Annotated in this window: 19 protein-coding genes; 12 read left to right on the top strand and 7 right to left on the bottom strand. The window is 68.5% G+C overall.

Annotated features, from left to right (window positions below; all coding sequences use genetic code 11):
- Positions 1-13: 13 nt before the first annotated feature.
- Positions 14-1,189: an adenylyltransferase/sulfurtransferase MoeZ gene (gene moeZ, locus AC1DY7_RS06700; RefSeq protein WP_477492878.1), complete on the bottom strand. Its 1,176-nt coding sequence runs from the start codon at positions 1,187-1,189 to the stop codon at positions 14-16.
- A 97-nt stretch (positions 1,190-1,286) separates the two neighbouring features.
- Positions 1,287-2,342, bottom strand: a complete 1,056-nt coding sequence (locus AC1DY7_RS06695) for a DUF3152 domain-containing protein (RefSeq protein WP_477492877.1) — start codon at positions 2,340-2,342, stop codon at positions 1,287-1,289.
- A gap of 170 nt (positions 2,343-2,512) precedes the next feature.
- On the opposite strand from AC1DY7_RS06695, the gene AC1DY7_RS06690 reads away from it, so the two are divergent.
- Entirely contained in the window at positions 2,513-3,172 is a 660-nt protein-coding gene (locus AC1DY7_RS06690) for a TetR/AcrR family transcriptional regulator (protein WP_477492876.1), read from the top strand.
- On the opposite strand, the gene AC1DY7_RS06685 is transcribed toward AC1DY7_RS06690, so the two are convergent.
- The gene (locus AC1DY7_RS06685; protein ID WP_477492875.1) at positions 3,159-3,407 is read right to left on the bottom strand and encodes a DUF3107 domain-containing protein; all 249 of its coding nucleotides are present in this window, start codon (positions 3,405-3,407) and stop codon (positions 3,159-3,161) included. The two genes, AC1DY7_RS06690 and AC1DY7_RS06685, sit on opposite strands and share 14 nt — an antisense overlap.
- 247 nt (positions 3,408-3,654) lie before the next feature.
- Between AC1DY7_RS06685 and AC1DY7_RS06680 the strand changes: the two genes are divergently transcribed.
- On the top strand, positions 3,655-4,413 hold the full coding sequence (locus tag AC1DY7_RS06680) for a hypothetical protein (RefSeq protein ID WP_477492874.1): 759 nt from the start codon (positions 3,655-3,657) through the stop codon (positions 4,411-4,413).
- 3 nt (positions 4,414-4,416) lie between these two features.
- Here the strand turns inward: AC1DY7_RS06680 and AC1DY7_RS06675 are convergent, their stop codons facing one another.
- A complete protein-coding gene (locus AC1DY7_RS06675; protein WP_477492873.1) occupies positions 4,417-5,109 on the bottom strand; it encodes a ferritin-like fold-containing protein in 693 nt (230 codons plus the stop codon).
- 283 nt (positions 5,110-5,392) lie between these two features.
- Between AC1DY7_RS06675 and AC1DY7_RS06670 the strand changes: the two genes are divergently transcribed.
- Together AC1DY7_RS06670 and AC1DY7_RS06665 are read left to right on the top strand one after the other, a co-directional pair.
- Positions 5,393-6,898, top strand: a complete 1,506-nt coding sequence (locus AC1DY7_RS06670; protein WP_477492872.1) for a DEAD/DEAH box helicase — start codon at positions 5,393-5,395, stop codon at positions 6,896-6,898.
- Positions 6,899-8,119 (top strand): Rv3212 family protein, encoded by a 1,221-nt coding sequence (locus AC1DY7_RS06665; RefSeq protein WP_477492871.1) that lies wholly within the window; start codon positions 6,899-6,901, stop codon positions 8,117-8,119.
- Here the strand turns inward: AC1DY7_RS06665 and AC1DY7_RS06660 are convergent, their stop codons facing one another.
- Positions 8,120-8,914 carry a ParA family protein gene (locus AC1DY7_RS06660; RefSeq protein WP_477492870.1) on the bottom strand — a complete coding sequence of 265 codons (795 nt, stop codon included), beginning with the start codon at positions 8,912-8,914 and terminating at the stop codon, positions 8,120-8,122.
- Positions 8,915-8,972: 58 nt separating this feature from the next.
- Between AC1DY7_RS06660 and AC1DY7_RS06655 the strand changes: the two genes are divergently transcribed.
- Genes AC1DY7_RS06655 through AC1DY7_RS06645 form a run of 3 tightly spaced genes read left to right on the top strand, consistent with a single transcriptional unit; the run spans position 8,973 to position 11,132 of the window.
- The gene (locus AC1DY7_RS06655) at positions 8,973-9,584 is read left to right on the top strand and encodes an acid phosphatase (protein ID WP_477492869.1); all 612 of its coding nucleotides are present in this window, start codon (positions 8,973-8,975) and stop codon (positions 9,582-9,584) included.
- A complete protein-coding gene (locus tag AC1DY7_RS06650; protein WP_477492868.1) occupies positions 9,569-10,651 on the top strand; it encodes an isochorismate synthase in 1,083 nt (360 codons plus the stop codon). The genes AC1DY7_RS06655 and AC1DY7_RS06650 overlap by 16 nt, the downstream gene beginning before the upstream one ends.
- Complete coding sequence (locus AC1DY7_RS06645) at positions 10,644-11,132, top strand: N-acetyltransferase family protein (RefSeq protein WP_477492867.1); 489 nt, start codon at positions 10,644-10,646, stop codon at positions 11,130-11,132. Before AC1DY7_RS06650 ends, AC1DY7_RS06645 begins: the two co-directional genes overlap by 8 nt.
- Here the strand turns inward: AC1DY7_RS06645 and AC1DY7_RS06640 are convergent.
- Both AC1DY7_RS06640 and aroQ read right to left on the bottom strand, forming a co-directional pair.
- Positions 11,123-11,509: a hypothetical protein gene (locus AC1DY7_RS06640; RefSeq protein WP_477492866.1), complete on the bottom strand. Its 387-nt coding sequence runs from the start codon at positions 11,507-11,509 to the stop codon at positions 11,123-11,125. The two genes, AC1DY7_RS06645 and AC1DY7_RS06640, sit on opposite strands and share 10 nt — an antisense overlap.
- On the bottom strand, positions 11,506-11,946 hold the full coding sequence (gene aroQ / locus AC1DY7_RS06635) for a type II 3-dehydroquinate dehydratase (RefSeq protein ID WP_477492865.1): 441 nt from the start codon (positions 11,944-11,946) through the stop codon (positions 11,506-11,508). Before aroQ ends, AC1DY7_RS06640 begins: the two co-directional genes overlap by 4 nt.
- A gap of 92 nt (positions 11,947-12,038) precedes the next feature.
- On the opposite strand from aroQ, the gene AC1DY7_RS06630 reads away from it, so the two are divergent.
- Genes AC1DY7_RS06630 through AC1DY7_RS06610 form a run of 5 tightly spaced genes read left to right on the top strand, consistent with a single transcriptional unit; the run spans position 12,039 to position 17,878 of the window.
- Positions 12,039-13,097, top strand: a complete 1,059-nt coding sequence (locus AC1DY7_RS06630; RefSeq protein ID WP_477492864.1) for an acyl-CoA dehydrogenase family protein — start codon at positions 12,039-12,041, stop codon at positions 13,095-13,097.
- 1 nt (position 13,098) lies between these two features.
- Positions 13,099-14,271, top strand: coding sequence for an acyl-CoA dehydrogenase family protein (locus AC1DY7_RS06625; protein ID WP_477492863.1), 1,173 nt, complete (start codon positions 13,099-13,101; stop codon positions 14,269-14,271).
- Positions 14,272-14,275: 4 nt separating this feature from the next.
- On the top strand, positions 14,276-16,549 hold the full coding sequence (locus AC1DY7_RS06620; protein ID WP_477492862.1) for a CaiB/BaiF CoA-transferase family protein: 2,274 nt from the start codon (positions 14,276-14,278) through the stop codon (positions 16,547-16,549).
- A 23-nt stretch (positions 16,550-16,572) separates the two neighbouring features.
- Positions 16,573-17,490 (top strand): LysR family transcriptional regulator, encoded by a 918-nt coding sequence (locus tag AC1DY7_RS06615; protein ID WP_477492861.1) that lies wholly within the window; start codon positions 16,573-16,575, stop codon positions 17,488-17,490.
- Positions 17,471-17,878 carry a YchJ family protein gene (locus tag AC1DY7_RS06610; protein ID WP_477492860.1) on the top strand — a complete coding sequence of 136 codons (408 nt, stop codon included), beginning with the start codon at positions 17,471-17,473 and terminating at the stop codon, positions 17,876-17,878. Before AC1DY7_RS06615 ends, AC1DY7_RS06610 begins: the two co-directional genes overlap by 20 nt.

The raw sequence follows: 17,878 nt of genomic DNA, 5'->3' as shown, positions 1-17,878 counted from the left end.
TGTCACAGAGCGCTCAGTACATCACCATGTCGGGCTCGAGTTGCTTCGCCCAGGCCACGATTCCGCCCTGCAGATGGAGCGCATCGGCGAATCCGGCCTTCTTCACCGCGGCCAGCGCCTCGGCCGACCGCACACCGGTCTTGCAGTAGAGCACCGCGACCCGATCCTGCGGCAGCTTGGCCAGACCGGCGCCGGCCTCCAGCGCCGACTTCGGGATGAGCTCGGCGCCTTCGATGTGGTTGATCTCCCACTCGACGGGCTCGCGTACGTCGATCAACGCGACCGGCTTACCGGAATCCAGCAGCTCGCGCAGCTCCCGAGGAGTCACCGTGGAACCCGCCGCAGCGTCCGCGGCAGCCTCCGACACGACACCGCAGAAGGCCTCGTAGTCGATCAGTTCGGTGATCTTCGGCGTGGCCGGGTCCTTGCGGATCTTGATGGTGCGGTAGGTCATGTCCAGCGCGTCGTACACCATCAACCGGCCCAGCAGGGTCTCCCCGATGCCGGTGATGAGCTTGATGGCCTCGGTGCCCATCACCGAGGCGATGGACGCGCAGAGAATGCCCAGCACGCCGCCTTCGGCGCAGGACGGCACCATGCCCGGGGGCGGCGGCTCGGGGTACAGGTCGCGGTAGTTCAACCCCAGCCCGTCCGGCGCGTCCTCCCAGAACACGGACACCTGGCCCTCGAACCGGTAGATCGAACCCCACACGTACGGCTTGTGGGCCAGCACGGCGGCGTCGTTCACCAGGTAGCGCGTCGCGAAGTTGTCGGTGCCGTCGAGAATCAGGTCGTACTGCGCGAACAGGTCCACCGCGTTCTCGGGTTCCAGGCGCAGTTCGTGCAACACGACGTTGACGTACGGGTTGACCTCGAGCACGGAGTCACGGGCGCTCTGCGCCTTGGACCGGCCGATGTCGGACTGGCCGTGGATGATCTGGCGCTGCAGGTTCGATTCGTCGACGACGTCGAATTCGACGATCCCGATGGTGCCGACACCGGCCGCGGCCAGGTACAGCAGCGTCGGGGAGCCCAGTCCGCCGGCACCGATGACCAGCACTTTGGCGTTCTTGAGGCGCTTCTGGCCGTCCACCCCGAGGTCCGGGATGATCAGGTGCCTGCTGTACCGCGAGACCTCGTCCCGGGTCAGTTCGGCGGCTGGTTCCACAAGCGGTGGTAACGACGTCACCGTGGCTCTCCTTGAGTCGATCGCAATGCTGGCGTCAATCTCACCAGGCCCACAGCTTCAACGGTAATCCAGGGGTAATGCTTCCCCGGTTTCACTCTCAGGCGATGGGATATGGCCAGGAGTTGAACTTGCAGCTCAGTCCGTTCGCCTTGACCGATTCGGGGTCGAACTTGGAGGCGTCGTCGTTGGCGGTGGAGAACGTCTGCTGCATCATCACCGGCGCCAGTGCGCCGTTCTCCGGGCACGGCTCGTGCTTCGGGTAGCCAATGGCGTGACCTACCTCGTGGTTGATCAGGTACTGCCGGTAGGAGCCGATATCGCCCTGGAACGGGACGGCGCCACGCACCCAGCGGGCCTCGTTGACGAACACCCGCGGCTGGCTTCCGTCGTAGGCCGGGTTGTAGCAGGACGACTCCAACGGGATGTCGTATCCGCAGCCTTCACGCACCGTCATCGGCGAGGTCAGCGACACCCGGAAATCGGGCTGCACGTCGCCGTCGACCCGTTCGAAGGCGAACTGGGGGTTGTGCGTCCAGCTCTTCGGGTTGGTCAAGGTCTCGCTGACCATGCGCGCGAAGCCCTCGTCCCCACCGAAGGACGTGGTGTCCACGCCGTCCTCGACCTCGACGGTGTAGCGGAAGGTCTTGGAGTCGCCCGCGCCGACCTTGGGCGCGGTGCCCGGCACCACGTGCCACGTCTTGGCGCCGCTCTCGGTGAACGGGCCGCCGTTGGGCAGGATCCCGGTCGGCAGATTGACGTCGAATTGGGACAACCCCTTGGGCGGCGCGCCGATGATGGCGGTGCCCGGCGCTTCGATGGTCGGCGGACCCTGCACGGGGCCTTCGGCCTGGGCCTGCGGGGGCGCGCTCGTGCCGGTGACGGTCTGATAGAGCACGACGACGGTGAGCACGGCCAGCACCGGCAGCGCGTAGGCCCGCCATCCGTAGGTGGACACGAACCGGCCCAGCCAGGTCTGCTTGCGCAGATGCTGGCGGTCGTCACGGTTGGAACGGGTCCGGCCCTGGTCGTCGGCCAGCGGGTCACGCTGGGCACGCAGTGGCTCCCGCCGGTCACTGCGCAGCATGGGCACGTTTCCCCGCTCACCCGTGTGCGGCGCGCGGTCGCTCCCGCGACGCTCCGGGTCGTAGGTCACCGAACCAGGATTACATAGACGGTGACGTGCGCCGGTCCGGCGCGCCACCGACACACGACCTGCGAGGAAGCTTCACCCACCGTGCGGTAGTAGTGTCGTGACGATCAACACATGGGCAAATGCCCCGTAGCGCTTGAGTGCGCAGATGAGTTTTCAAGATTGAGGACCTGATGAGCGATCTCGCCAACGCCGCCGAACGCAAAGGCGCCAAGGCGGGCACCGGTGGCACCCGGCGCGGTAATCGGCTGCCCCGTGACGAACGCCGCGGGCAGCTTCTCATCGCTGCCAGCGAGGTATTCGTGGACCGCGGCTACCACGCCGCGGGCATGGACGAGATCGCCGACCGGGCCGGTGTCAGCAAACCCGTTCTGTACCAACACTTCTCGTCGAAGTTGGAGCTGTACCTGGCGGTGTTGCAACGGCACGTGGACAACCTGGTGTCCGGGGTGCGTCAAGCCCTGCGCACCACCACCGACAACCGGCAGCGGCTGCGGGCGGCGGTGCAGGCCTTCTTCGATTTCGTCGAGCATGACAGCCAGGGCTACCGGCTGATCTTCGAGAACGACTACGTCACCGAGCCGCAGGTGTCTGCCCAGGTGAAGGTCGCCACCGAGTCGTGCACCGATGCGGTGTTCGACCTGATCAGCCGGGATTCCGGCCTGGAAGCGCATCGAGCCAGGATGATCGCGGTCGGCCTGGTGTCCACGAGTGTGGACTGCGCGCGGTACTGGCTCGACAATGACCGCCCCATCACGAAAGAGGCGGCCATCGAGGGCACGGTGCAGTTCGCCTGGGGCGGCCTGTCACACGTGCCGCTCACCCGTTCTTGAGGGCCTCGGCTCCAACGGTCCCGAAACCGACCTTGCGCACATCGGCCGCGCCGATCTCGACGTAGGCGATCTTCGACGACTGCACCAGGTAGCGGCGGCCCTTCTCGTCGTTCAGCGCGAGCACACCGTCGGAACCCAGCGCCTTGGTGATGAGTTCTTCGACCTCGGCAGGGGTCTGCGCGCTGTTGATGACCAGCTCTCGCGGGCTGTCGGCCACCCCGATCTTGACGTCCACGCTGCGACCCTTTCGATTGGTGTGCCTTACGTGCAATCAGGCTAGTGGACGCAGCCCGGCGAGCGACGCCAAGGTCGGTACGCCGAGAGCGAATGGCGATGTGCACGTGGGTGCTGCCGCGCCGCGACATGACGGTCATCGGAACGAGTCCGGACCGTGACCGCTGCCCCCGCCGCGTCGGCCTCACCCGTCACTTCGGCCCCATTAGTGTCGGCCAAGTACGCACCGAGACCACCGGGGAAGCGCTATGAGCAGGCCTTATTCACGAAGCACCGCGACACGCGACACCGGCTACCGGTCTCGCTATTCCGACGACCGCGACTACGCGGACGACTCCTATGAGTACGACGACGCCGACGCCGACACCGGCGCCGAGTACGAATACGAGTACCCCGCCGACTACCACGACGAATTGGACCGCCGATGGATCTGGGTCGCGGGCGTCGCGGGCGTCATCCTGATGATCGCCGTCATCTGCACCGGGGTGATCCTCGGAGGCGGTGACAGCGGTTCGGTGTCGGCCACCCAGGCCTCGACATCCACCGCGGAAGCGACCACGAGCGCGCCGGCGACGACGTCGGCACCTGCCCCGGTGCCGGTGCCACCGGTGCAGCAGACCCCGGCCCTGCCGGCGGAGACGGTCACCACCGTCACCCCGACGCCGACGGCCATCACGGTCCCGCCGGTCACCGAAGCCCCGGTCGCCGCGCCCGCACCCGCCGTCGACCCGGCCGCCGCGCGCACCATCACCTACACCGTCACCGGCAATCGCCAGATGCTGGACCTGGTCACGATCATCTACACCGATCAGCAGGGCGCGTTGCAGACCGACGTCAACGCCGCGCTGCCGTGGAGCAAGACGGTCACCCTGGATCCCGGGGTGCAGCTCAGCTCGGTCACCGCCACCAGCATCGGGGCGCAGCTCAACTGCGCGATCAGCGACGCGGCGGGCGCACCGCTGGTCACTCAGGCCAACAACACGATCATCGCGACATGCACCAAGTAGGGATCAGGCCAGGCCGAGTTCCTGCATCCGGCTGGCGTGGGTGCGCTGCAGCCGGTCGAAGAACTCCGACATCTGCAGCAGCCCGTCGCTGCTGCTGATCACCAGGTCGACGAGCTCGTCATGGTCGGCCATCACGTACTGGGCCTGGGTGATGGCCTCACCGAGCAGCCGCCGCGACCACAACGCCAGCCGATGGCGCTGCCGGTCGCTGGCGGTGACCGCGGCACGCACCTCGGCGACCACGAACTGCGAGTGGCCCGTCTCCGAAAGGACCGACCGCACCACGTCGGCCGCCGCGTCGGGCAGCACGTCGGCGATCTCGAGATAGAAATCTGCAGCCAGCGCATCGCCGACATAGGTCTTCACCAACGCCTCCAGCCAAGTGCTCGGAGTCGTCAATCGATGGTAATTCTCAAGTGCAGCAGCATATTTCGTCATCGCCGGGACGACGTCGACATTGCGTTCGGCCAACGCGTCGCGCAGCAGTTCGTAGTGCCGCATCTCGGCGGCGGCCATGCTCGCCATGCTGATCCGGCCGGCCAGGTTGGGCGCCATCCGCGCCTCCTCGGTGAGCCGGTAGAACGCCGCGACCTCGCCGTAGGCCAGTAGCGCGAACAGTTCGGTGACGCCGGGATGGTCGACCGACACGGCCGGATTCGGCTCGGTGCCCGACTGCGCCGGGGACGTCTGAGGCATGGGCCAACTCTAGACGCCAGGTGCCGTTGCGACCGACCGGCGATTGAGCCAGCTATCATGGCCTAAGGTAGCGGCCTGTTTCTGCCGCCGCCGCCTACGGCAATGTGCGTGCACGTGGTTCGGCCGGCCCGATCGACTGGGCAGGGCCCAGCGGGCTGACATCACCCCACCCCCGGGGAGAAGCGACCGCTTTCTCGTCATCTTCGTGCGCGCGTGACGACATAACGCGACGAGGAATGACCCCGAAAGGCAGTAAGGCAGCGAAAGCTATGCCGACCACCATATGACCGCTCTGACCAACAAACCTGACATCACCTTCGCCGATCTCGGCGTGCGCGAAGAGATCGTGCGTGCTCTCTCCGAGAGCGGCAAGGAACACCCCTTCGCCATCCAGGAACTCACCATGCCGCTGGCGCTGGCCGGCGACGACCTGATCGGCCAGGCCCGCACCGGCATGGGTAAGACCCTCGCGTTCGGCGTCCCCCTGCTGCACCGGGTTTCCACCGATGAGACCCGCCCCCTGACCGGCGCCCCCCGCGCGCTGATCGTCGTCCCCACCCGTGAGCTGTGCCTGCAGGTCTTCGAGGACCTGACCACCGCCGCCAAGTACGTCCCCGGCCCCGACGGCCGCAAGCTGAAGGTCACCGCCATCTACGGCGGACGCCCCTACGAGCCGCAGATCGAGGCCCTGCAGAAGGGCGTCGACGTCGTCGTCGGCACCCCGGGCCGGCTTCTGGACCTGGCCCAGCAAAACCACCTGCAGCTCGGTGGGCTCTCGGTGCTGGTGCTCGACGAGGCCGACGAGATGCTGGACCTGGGCTTCCTGCCCGACATCGAGCGCATCCTGCGGCTCACCCCCGACACGCGCCAGGCCATGCTGTTCTCGGCGACCATGCCGGACCCGATCATCACGCTGGCCCGCACCTTCATGAATCAGCCGACCCACATCCGGGCCGAGGCACCGATGTCGTCGCAGACCCACGACACCACCGAGCAGTTCGCCTACCGCGCGCACGCGCTGGACAAGGTGGAGATGGTCAGCCGGATCCTGCAGGCCGAGGGCCGCGGCGCCACGATCATCTTCACCCGCACCAAGCGCACCGCGCAGAAGGTTGCCGACGAACTGAACGAGCGCGGGTTCAAGGTCGGCGCCGTGCACGGCGACCTCGGCCAGATCGCACGGGAGAAGGCCCTCAAGGGTTTCCGTAACGGCGATGTCGACGTGCTGGTGGCTACCGACGTGGCCGCCCGCGGTATCGACATCGACAACATCACCCACGTCATCAACTTCCAGATCCCCGAAGACGAGCAGGCCTACGTGCACCGCATCGGGCGTACCGGCCGCGCGGGCAAGACCGGCATCGCCGTGACCCTGGTCGACTGGGACGAACTGCCCCGCTGGACCATGATCGACAAGGCCCTGGGACTCGACACCCCCGATCCCGCCGAGACCTACTCCAACTCGCCGCACCTGTACGCCGAGCTGAACATCCCGGCCGAGGCCAGGGGCTCGATCGCGGCCCCGCGCAAGCCCAAGACCCGCACCGACGAAGGTGGCGAGCGCGCCGAGAAGACCGAGCGCCCGGCCAGCACCCGCAACCGTCGTCGTACCCGCGGCGGCGGCCAGGGCGCATCCGGCCATCCCGAGCAGGTCGACGGTGCGGCGCTGAACGACGGCGCCGGTACCAGCGGTGAGACCGCCGACGAGGGCAGCGGCGAGGCCGGTGGCGCCCCCAAGCGCCGGCGCCGTCGTCGTCCGCGCAAGGCCGCGACCCCCGCCGCCGGCTAGATGCCCGCACTCCTTCCGCCGGAGCGCCGCACCCGCGGCGACATGGTGGCAGCCGCGGCGATCGTGGTGGTGGTGGCGGTGGTGGCCGCGCTGATCTGGTGGACCAGTGATGCGCGGGCCACGATCAGCACGCCCGCCGCGTCGCCGGTGCCGAGCCTCAAACCCGCCACGAAGGTGCCGGACACGCTGCGCGAGCTCTGGTCGGCGCCGAGCGCCAAGACGACCCAGCCCCTGGTGATCTCCGGTGCCGTCGTCACCGGCGACCGCCGCGAGGTCGTCGGGCACGATCCGGCGGGCGGGGCCACGCTGTGGTCGTATGCCCGCGATCTCGAGCTGTGCGGAGTGACTTCGGTCTACCAGTACGCCGTCGCGGTGTACCCGGACAACCGGGGCTGCGGGCAGGTCAGCACCATCGACGCCCAGACCGGGCGTCGTGGCCCCACCCGCTCCGCCTACGCCGACCCCGAGGTCACGCTGTCCTCCGACGGCAGCACGGTGCTCTCGGCCGGCGACAGCCGCCTGGAGCAGTGGCGTTCGGACATGGTGCGAACGCTCAGCTGGGGCACGCTGGACGCCCGCATCAAACCCGATGTGCCGCAGGATCCGCTGTGCCGGCTGGTGTCCGCCGCGGCCAGCTCATCGCAGGTCTCGGTGTTGGAAGCCTGCCCCAATCAGGCCGATATGCGCCTGTCGCTGCTGACGCCGTCGGATGAAGAGGACACCCCGACCACGAAATTCGAGCAGCAGCCCGGTGTTTCGGTCGACTCCGACGCACGCGTGATCGCGGTGTCCGACACCACCACTGCGGTGTATGTGCCGACCCCCAAGCCGGCCGTGAACGTCGTCGACGACACCGGGACGGTGATAGCGAGCACCCTGTTGAACCAGGCGGTGTCCCCCAAGGCTGCGGTGTCGCACCCCGGCGACCTGATCACCTGGTGGACCGGCGATTCGGTGCTGGTGTTCGACGCGAACCACCTGCGCTACAAGTACACGGTGGCCCCGTCCGGAGCGAACGCGCCCGTCGGACCCGCCACCCTGATGGCCGGCGAGCTGCTGGTGCCGGTCACCTCGGGGTATGACGTGTTCAATCCCGAAACCGGCGCGGGGGTGCGCCATATCGACCTCAAGCGCCCGCCGTCGCAGGACCCCGTGATTCCCGCGGCTGCGGGTTCCACGCTGCTGGAGCAGCGCGGCGGCACCCTGGTTGCGCTGGGTTAGTCAGACCTCGGGCGTGAACGTCGCCAGCGCCTTGCCGGACTTCCAGTGCCGCAGCAGGGCGGTGGCCAGTTCACGATAAGCGTTGGCGCCCTTGTTCTTCCGCCCCGCCAGGACCGACGCGCCGGAAGCGCTGGCCTCGGCGAACCGCACTGTCCGCGGAATCGGCGGCGCGAGCACAGGCAGGTTGTAGCGGTCGACGACATCGAACAACACGTCGCGGCTGTGGGTGGTGCGCGAGTCGTACAGCGTGGGCAACGCGCCGAGGAGTTTGAGGTCCGGGTTGGTGATCTGCTGGACGTCGTCGATGGTGCGCAGGAACTGCCCGACGCCGCGGTGCGCCAAGGTCTCACACTGCAGCGGCACGATCACCTCGTCGGCGGCGGTCAGACCGTTGAGCGTCAAGACACCGAGGGACGGCGGGCAGTCGATGATGATGACGTCGAATTGGTCCGCCACCTTGGCCAGCGCCCGTTTGAGCGCGTATTCACGGCCGGCGCGCATCAGCAGCATCGCCTCGGCACCGGCCAGGTCGATGTTGGCGGGCAGCACCGTCATGCCCTCGGCGGCAGTCACCAGCGCGGCATTGGGCTCCACGTCACCGAGCAGCACCTCATGGATGGAGACCGCGAGGTCGTCGGGGTCCTGGCCCAGGGAGAACGTCAGACAGCCCTGCGGGTCCAAGTCCACCAGCAGCACCCGCTGCTTCTGCTCGACGAAGGCAGCACCCAGCGACGCCACCGTCGTCGTCTTGGCAACCCCACCCTTTTGATTGGCGACCGCTAATACTCGCGTCACACCACCATCCAAGCACGCGGCCGTCCGATCCGGCCCGCCGTGGGGCAGAATCCCTACGGTGACCGTCCAACAGCACCGGCTGTTTCTGCTTCGGCACGGCGAGACCGAATGGTCCAAGAGCGGCAAGCACACCGGGCGCACAGATCTGGAGCTCACCGACACCGGGCGCCAACAGGCCAAGCTCGCCGCCGAAGCGTTGAGCGATCTGCAACTGCGCGATCCGCTGGTGGTGAGCAGTCCGCGTACGCGCGCCCTGGTGACCGCCGAGCTGGCCGGGCTGACTGTCGACGAGGTCTCTCCCCTGCTGGCCGAATGGGATTACGGCGACTACGAGGGGCTCACCACACCGGAGATCCGGCAGACGGTGCCCGACTGGACGGTGTGGACCCACCCCTGCCCGGGCGGCGAGACCATCGACGATGTCACCGCACGGGCCGACGCGGCGGTGGCGCTGGCCCTGGACAACATGGCCGACCGTGACGTGGTGTTCGTCGGGCACGGGCACTTCTCCCGCTCGATGCTGACCCGGTGGATCGAACTGCCGGTCTCCGAGGGCATCCGGCTGTCGATGGCGGCGGCCTCCATCGCGGTGTGCGGATTCGAGCACGGCGTACGCCAGATCACCGCACTGGGCTTGACCGGCCACGTCAACCCGTGTCTGCCGGCGTGACGCCGTCGTTCGTACTGTCCGGACCGTCAGGCACCGTACTGGCCGACGGAGCCATCCGGCACTACCCTCGGATCCCGGACGCGCAGGAGGCACTGCGAGCCGGCGATACGCCTGTTGTGTTGGGCGCGTTGCCTTTTGACCTGCACGGGCCCGCCGCGCTCTTCACCCCCGAGCGGGTGGATTTCGCGAGTGCGCTGCCGGACTGGCCGGTGACCGCCGCCCCGGCCGTGCTCACCCGCGAGACGCTGCCGCCCGGCGAGGTACACCGGGCCCGGGTCACCGAAGCGGTGCGCAGGCTGCGCGAATCAGCCCTGGACAAGGTGGTGCTGGCCCGCGCGCTCAAACTGACCGCCGACGGCGCCTGGGATCCGCGCTCGGTGCTGCGCCGCCTGGCCGACGCCGATCCGGCGGCTACCGTCTACCTGGCAGACCTCGGTGCGGCAGGCACCCTGGTGGGCGCCAGCCCGGAGCTTCTGGTGGCGCGCGAGGGTGACACGGTCAGCTGCCAGCCGTTCGCCGGATCCGCCCCCCGCTCCGAGGACCCCGCGACCGATGCGGCCAACGCCGCCGGCCTGGCCGCCTCGGGCAAGAACCGTCGCGAGCATGCGTTCGTCGTCGACGTCATGCGCGCGGCGCTGGACCCGTTGTGTGTGGACCTGCAGATCGCCACCGAACCCGAATTGCACGCCACCGACGCGCTGTGGCATCTGAGCACACCGATCCGCGGACGGTTGCGCGAAAGTAGCACCACCGCTTTGGATCTCGCCCTGGCGCTGCATCCCACCCCTGCGGTGGGCGGCGTGCCCACCGATGCGGCAACTGCCTTGATCGCCGAACTCGAGGGTGATCGCGGATTCTATGCGGGCGCGGTGGGCTGGTGTGACGCCCGCGGCGACGGCCGGTGGGTGGTGTCGATCCGTTGTGCGGTGCTGTCCACGGACCGCCGCACGGCACTGGCACACGCCGGGGGCGGGATCGTCGCCGAATCCGATCCCGATGACGAAGTCGACGAGACCACCACCAAATTCCGGACGATCCTCACGGGGCTGGGAGCACAGAATGTCTGAGTTGATCCGCTGGGCCGTACCCGGCGACGAGCCCGAGATCGTCGCGATGATCCAGGAGCTCGCCGAGTTCGAGAAGGCTTCCGACGAGTGCACCGTCACCGAAACGCTGTTGCATGCCGCCCTTTTCGGGCCGCAACCGGTGGCCTACGCCCACGTGATCGAGATCGACGGGCAGGCCGCGGCCACCGCGGTGTGGTTCCTGAACTTCTCCACCTGGGACGGGGTGACCGGGATCTACTTGGAGGACCTGTTCGTGCGTCCAGCCTTCCGTCGGCGCGGCCTGGCCCGGAAGTTGTTGGCCACCTTGGCCGACGAATGCGTGCGGCGCGGCGGCACGCGGCTGTCCTGGGCGGTGCTGAACTGGAATGTCAACGCCATCGCCCTGTACGACGCGGTCGGCGGCAAACCGCAGAACGAGTGGACCACCTACCGGGTGTCGGGCCCGGAACTCACGGCGCTGGCCGGCGAGGTTCAGTCCTGACCTGTGGTCCACTGCACGGCCGACGGGCTGAACAGCATGCCCAGGGTGACCAATGCCAGACCCGCCACCGCGATCCCGTACGCCACCTGGTGTGAGGTGAAGACGTACCACGCGACGCCGAGCAGCAGAAGATTGGCGAACACACCGATCCCGCGGCCCCAGCGCCTGCCGGTGATCAGTGCCCAGCCACCGGCGAACAGCCCCGCGCCCATGATCGCGAACCAGCCCGCGGTGGCATAGGAGTTGAACCCCTGGGTGTGCTTGTCGGTGCCGCCGGTGGCCAGCACCGCCAGCACGACGGCGACCACGATGGCGGTCACCGCTTCCGCGGCGACCAGAAAACCGGCGTAGCGGACGATCGGGGGCTGCAGGCTCATGCCAGCGTGGCGGCGAGGTGACGCACCGCGTATTCGTACCCGGCGGGGCCCGCCCCTGCGATGACGGCGTCGACCACTCCCGAGACGAAGGAGTGGTGCCGGAATTCCTCGCGGGCGTGGATGTTGCTCAGGTGCACCTCCACGACCGGCAGTTCGACCGAGGACAGCGCATCGCGGATGGCGATCGAGGTGTGGCTGTAGGCACCCGGATTGATGATGATGCCCGCACATTCGCCGCGCGCGGCGTGGATGGCGTCGATCAGGGCGCCCTCGTGATTGCTCTGGACGGCACGCACCGCGAATCCGAACTCGGTGGCCAGGGCGGTCACCGAGGCCTCGATCTCGGGCAGCGTGGTGGCGCCGTAAACCTCGGGCTGCCGGGTGCCCAGCAGGTTCAGGTTCGGCCCGTTGACGAGCAGCAGCACACGTTCGGTCACGCTCGTACGGTACCGCTCATTTCCCGATCGGAAACGCGCCGGTGTCGCAATGCGTGATTTACAGCACGCCCGCGGTGCCGTTGCATGGACCCATGACGATCAGCGTGGCCGAACGCGCCGAACTGCGATCAGCGGTGCGCGACCTGCTTTCCAGCCAGGCGCCCGGCGAGTTCGACCCGGATCTGTGGCGGAAGCTGGCCGCGCAGGGGGTGGCGGGCCTGCTGGTGGACACCGAGTACGGCGGGGTGGGCCTGGGCGCCGGCGAGTTGGAGGCGGTGGCCGAGGAGACCGGTGCGGCGCTGCTAGCCGCTCCGTTTCTGGGCAGCGCGGTGCTCACGACCGCACTGATCGCGGCGGCCGGCACCGAGGACGACCGGGCCCGGCTGCTGCCCGGCCTGGCCGACGGCACCCGGATCGGCACCGTCGCGCTGACCGGCGCGGGCGGTACCTGGACCGCAGATGGGGTCGCGGTGCGCGCCGACGGCGACGCCCTGCACGGCACCGCGCACTACGTCCTGCACGGGCAGGTGGCCGATGTGCTGTTGGTCGCGGCGCGCACCGGTCACGAGATCGGTGTCTTCGAGGTGTCATCGGACGCATCCGGCGTGCAGCGCACGGCCGCAACAGTTTTCGACCCGTCGGTGCCGCTGTCCACCTTCACCTTCGACGGCGCGCAGGGCCGCCGCCTCGGCACCGCCGGATGGGAGGCCGTCGCACGGGCACTCGACCTCGCGGTGATCGCACTGGCCGGCGAACAAGCCGGCGGGGCGCGACGGATCTTCGACATCACGATCGAATACCTCAAGACCCGGATCCAGTTCGGCCGGCCCATCGGCAGTTTCCAGGCCCTCAAACACATGGCCGCCGACCTGTTGCTGGAGGTCGAGTCGGCCACCTCGGCGGCCCAGCACGCCGCTACCCAGTTCGATGCGGACCCCGAAAATGCCCGCGCGGCAATCGCACTCGCCGGTTTCGCCTGCGCCCAGGCCTATCACACCACCACCATGGCGGCCATCCAGATGCACGGCGGGATCGGTTTCACCTGGGAGCATCCGGCGCACCTGTTCCTGCGCCGGGCCCGCACGGGGGTGCATCTGTTCGGCAGTCCCGCCCAGTTCCGGGAACGCTACCTCGCCGCGAAGGGTGCCTGACATGTCCGACTTGCGCACCGAGGTACGCGAATGGCTGGCCCAGCATTGGACCGGGTTGCCGAAATCCACCGACCCGTGGGCCAGTTCGCCGGAGAAGATCGCCTGGCTGGAGAAGGTCCTCGACGCCGGCTTCGCGGTACCCACCTACCCCGCCGAGTGGTTCGGCCGCGGGTACCCCAGCGAATTGGCCGCCGTCATCGAGCAGGAATTCCGGGCGGTCAAGGCGCCCGGCGCGCGCCAGGACAAATACAGCATCCCCGCCAACACCGTGCTCAAGTTCGGCAGTGACGCGATCAAGGCCCAACTGCTGCGCGCCTTTCTGACCGAACGGTCGCGCACCTGCCTGCTGTACAGCGAACCCGGTGCCGGATCGGATCTGGCCGCGGTGCGCACCACCGCGGTGCGCGACGGGGACGACTGGGTGATCAACGGTCAGAAGGTCTGGACCTCCGGCGCGGCGTCCGCCGAGTACGGGCTGCTCATCGCGCGCACCGACTGGGATGTGCCCAAGCACAAGGGCATCAGCTTCTTCATGATCCCCATGCGCCAGCCCGGGATCGAGGTGCGCCCACTGGTCCAGATCACCGGGGAATCGCATTTCAACGAGGTGTTCATCACCGACGCACGGGTGCCCGACGCCAACCTGCTCGGCGGTGAAGGTAATGGCTGGCGGGTACTCCAAACCGCGCTGGCCTACGAGCGGTCGATCATGGGCGACGCCGGCCGCGGATCCCGTAACCGGTCCCGCGCCGACAGCCTGATCGAACTGGCCCGCGACCACGACCGCCTGAACGACCCGGCCATCCGCCGGGAACTGGCGGACGTACTGGCCCTGCGAGAACTGAACGCTCTCAACAACGCCCGTGCTAAAGCCGAAACAGCACAAGGCACCTCCAGTTCGATCATGTCGCTGGGCAAGCTGGCGATGTCGCGCATCCTGCATGCGGAGGCCGCGTTGAAGACCGAGCTGATCGGCGCCGAGGCCCTGTTGGCCGGACCCGACAACGCCGAGGCCGACGACGTGAACTTCCTGGCGCTCAACGCCTTCTTCACCTCCATCGGTGGCGGTACCGACCAGATCCAGCGCAACATCATCGGCGAACGGGTGCTGGGCCTGCCCAAGGAACCCGAAGTGGACCGCGACATCCCCTTCCGCCAGGCCCGGCGGAGCTGAAGGGATGACCTACGACCCGCCCCTGTCCGGGGTCCGCATCCTGGACCTGTCCGCCGGCCCGATGACCGCCGTCGGCCGCCTACTCGCCGACCTCGGCGCGGACGTGACCCCGGTGTTGCTGCGAGGCGTAACCGAGAATAATCCCGTTGGACCACAGATTGATTCGTTGCCGGTAGCGACGGCGATCAACAGGCACGGGATGACGCCCGTCGAGGTGGACGCGACCGGCTGGGCGGCCCTCGTCGCCGGCGCCGACATCCTCATCGAGAGCACCCGCCCGGGCTCCGCCGCGGAAAAGGCGCTGTCCGTCAAGGCGATCCGCGCCGAGCACCCAGGCCTGGTCATCCTGTCGATCAGCGATTTCGGCCGGGACACCCGGTTCAGCGGCTGGCAGGCCACCACCCCGGTGCTGCACGCCCTGAGCAGTGAGCTGTCCCGCTCGGGCATCCCGGGCCGTGAACCCCTGGTACCGCCGGCTCACCAGCTGCCGTACCACGTCGCCGCCGCCCAGGCCGCCGTGATGACGGTCAGCGTGTACCTGGACCGGTTGCGCACCGGCGCAGGTGATCTGATCGACTTCTCGGTGCTCGACGGGGCGATGCAGACCCTCGACCCGCCGTTCGGGACCGCGGGAACCGCGTCGGCCGGGGTGGCGCTGAACGCGCAGCGGCGCAACTGGCACGCCGAACAGCTGCGCTACCCGATCATCGCGTGCAAGGACGGGCACATCCGGATCTGTCTGCTGGCCAAACGCCAGTGGCAAGGGATGTTCGAATGGATGGGCCGTCCCGAGGAATTCGCCGACCCGTCCTTCAACGGGCTGCGGACCCGGTTGAGCTCACCGGCGCTGCTGGCGGCGATCGGCCGGTTCTGCGCAGATCAGACCCGTGCCGAGTTGGAGGTCGATGGCCAGCGCCACGGCGTGCCCACCGCGGCGGTACTCACCGTCTCCGAGGCGCTGCGCACCGAGCAGGTCGAGCAGCGCGGCTTCTTCCGCGAGGTGGACCTGGGCGGTGGTTTGCGAGCCCCGATACCGTTGGGGGTCAACGAGATCGACGGCCATCGGGCCAGCGCGCTCAACGCACCCGAGGTGGCCGCCGAGCCACCGCGCAGCGCGCCGATCCTGACCGCGCGGTCCCGCCGCAACGAAGGACTGCCGCTGGAAGGGCTGCGGGTGCTCGACCTCGGGGTGATCGTGGTGGGCAGCGACACCGGCCGGCTGTTCGGCGACCTCGGTGCCGACGTCGTGAAGATCGAGAACTCCGCGTTCCCAGATGGCTTGCGCGGCAATCTGACCGCCGTAAGTCACACCTATGCTGCGGGGCATCGAAACAAGCGGTCCGTCGGCATCGATCTGCGCGGACCGGAAGGCCGTGCGCTGGCGCACCGCCTCGTCGAGATCTCCGACGTGGTGCTCACCAATTTCAAACCGGGGGTGGCCGAGGCGCTCGGCATGGACCACGCCACCCTGCGCGCCATCAACCCGGGCATCGTGGTGGTGGACAGTTCGGCGTTCGGACCGACCGGCCCATGGGCCAACCGGATGGGCTACGGGCCGCTGGTCCGTGCGGCCGCCGGCTTCACCGATCTGTGGGTGTACCCGGACCAGAAGGACACCTTCTGCGACACCGTCACCGTCTACCCCGACCACGTCGCCGCCCGGATCGGCGCGCTGGGCGCGCTGGCGCTGCTGCTACGCCGGGAACGCACCGGGACCGGCGGCTCCGTCAGCGTCGCGCAATCGGAGGTGATGCTCAGCCACCTCGCGGCCGAGATCGCCGGCGAGGTGCTCAGCCGGCGCGGGCACACCCGCGCTGTCGAGCCCGAGCGCCCCTGGGGGCTGTTCCCTTCCGCCGGCGAGGATGCCTGGGTCGCGGTGACCGTCCGCGATGACGACGATCAGAAGGCGCTGGGCTCCGTGCTCGGCGACGAGGACCTAAGCGACTGGACGGCCCGGCACACCCCCGTCGAAGCCATGGAGGCGCTGCAGGCCGCCGGCGTGCCCGCCGGGGCGGTGTTCCACGCCGCCGACGTGCCGGACTGGGAGTACTACGTGGCGCGTCGGGACTTCCGCGAAGAGTTGCACCCCTACGGGGCGGAGCCATTCGTGCTGGAGAACGTGCAGATCCACTCCGAACGGATCGCCGACCCGCCGCTGCGCCAAGCGCCGCTGCTGGGTGAACAGACCCGAGAGATCGCCCGCGACCTGCTGGGACTGCCCGACGCGCAGATCGAGGAACTGATCACCCGCGGTGTGCTGGAGATCCCCGCTCCCTGACACCCTCGTACGATGCGGGGATCATGGGTATCGACATCACCCGGTTGCGATACTTCGTCGCGGTCGCCGACGAGTTGCACTTCAAGCGCGCCGCGGACCGCCTGATGATCACCCCGCCACCGCTGAGCAAGCAGATCAAACTGCTCGAACACGAACTCGGCGGACCGCTGTTCGAACGCAATTACCACGAGGTTCGGCTCACGCCGCTGGGCGTACAACTGCTCGGGCCCGCGCGTGAGATCCTGCATCAGGTCGRGGATCTGAGGGCGATGGCGGCCCGCATCACCGGGGCCGCCGCGCCCGTGCGGATCGGCGCCACCGCGTACGCGCCGTCGGATTTCCTTGCGCTGCTGGAGAGCACGGTGTCCGCCGTCCCGGTACCGTCGGAGTTCAGCCTGCCCGGCTCGGCGGCCGAGGTGACGGCCAAGCTGGTGTCCGGACATCTGGACATCGGCCTCATCCACCTGCCGTCGTCGGACAAGCGCCTGCGCCATCGCGTGGTAGCCCGGTATCCGGGTGCGATCGCGGTGCGCCACGACGATCCGCTGGCCGTACACGATCTCGTCACCATCGAGCAGTTGCGCGACCGGGAGGTGGTGATCGACTTCGCCCGGCCCAATCCGGTGGTGTTGGCCGGCCTGACCCGCAGCCTCACCGCCAAGGGCATCACCAGAATCGTGCGCACCACCAACCAACTCGGCGGCGAGCTGGAGATGGCGACCCAGGTGTTCAATCGCCAGCTGGTCGCACTGGTCACCTACGCACCGGCGTCGTTCATCGGCAGGATCTTCTCGCCACCGGAGTTCAAGCTCATCCCGATCGACGAAAGCACTTGGGCGCCAGCTCAGATCGCGCTGGCATGGGTGGCCGAACAGCCCGCCCTGGAGGCGCTGGTGGATCAGCTGGCCGAGGAGTTGGAGCGTGCGCGTGTCCGGCCATGACGCCTGCCCGTGCGGATCCGGCGAGGACTACGCGCCGTGCTGCGGTGCGGTGCACCGCGGTGAGCGGCCCGCCGCGACCGCCGAAGCTCTGATGCGTTCGCGTTTCAGCGCTTTCGCTGTCCGTGACACCGATTACCTGTTGCTCAGTTGGGATACGGACACCCGACCCGATGTGCTGGACTTGGACGACGCCATCATCTGGCGTCGGCTGCAGATCGTGGACACCGAGGCCGGCGGCCCGGATGACGCCACCGGCGTCGTCGAATTCCGCGCCCAATACCTGCAGGACGGCCGGCGACAGATTCTGCACGAACGCAGCCGCTTCCGTCGCGACTCCGACGGTGCGTGGTGCTATGTCGACGGCGTGTTCCCCGGCGAGCGAACGTAG

It is taken from the genome of Mycobacterium sp. P2_H7 (genome assembly GCF_056403275.1).
Note: the sequence above shows the minus strand (reverse complement) of the source record. Positions and strands in the feature narration are given on the sequence as shown.

Excerpts from the sequence above, each read along its gene's own strand:
- AC1DY7_RS06670 (WP_477492872.1), top strand. The coding sequence starts at position 5,393 with ATGACCGCTCTGACCAACAAACCTGACATCACCTTCGCCGATCTCGGC.
- AC1DY7_RS06690 (WP_477492876.1), top strand. The coding sequence starts at position 2,513 with ATGAGCGATCTCGCCAACGCCGCCGAACGCAAAGGCGCCAAGGCGGGC.
- AC1DY7_RS06640 (WP_477492866.1), bottom strand. The coding sequence starts at position 11,509 with ATGAGCCTGCAGCCCCCGATCGTCCGCTACGCCGGTTTTCTGGTCGCC.
- AC1DY7_RS06675 (WP_477492873.1), bottom strand. The coding sequence starts at position 5,109 with ATGCCTCAGACGTCCCCGGCGCAGTCGGGCACCGAGCCGAATCCGGCC.
- AC1DY7_RS06680 (WP_477492874.1), top strand. The coding sequence starts at position 3,655 with ATGAGCAGGCCTTATTCACGAAGCACCGCGACACGCGACACCGGCTAC.
- AC1DY7_RS06665 (WP_477492871.1), top strand. The coding sequence starts at position 6,899 with ATGCCCGCACTCCTTCCGCCGGAGCGCCGCACCCGCGGCGACATGGTG.
- AC1DY7_RS06625 (WP_477492863.1), top strand. The coding sequence starts at position 13,099 with ATGTCCGACTTGCGCACCGAGGTACGCGAATGGCTGGCCCAGCATTGG.
- AC1DY7_RS06645 (WP_477492867.1), top strand. The coding sequence starts at position 10,644 with ATGTCTGAGTTGATCCGCTGGGCCGTACCCGGCGACGAGCCCGAGATC.
- AC1DY7_RS06630 (WP_477492864.1), top strand. The coding sequence starts at position 12,039 with ATGACGATCAGCGTGGCCGAACGCGCCGAACTGCGATCAGCGGTGCGC.
- AC1DY7_RS06620 (WP_477492862.1), top strand. The coding sequence starts at position 14,276 with ATGACCTACGACCCGCCCCTGTCCGGGGTCCGCATCCTGGACCTGTCC.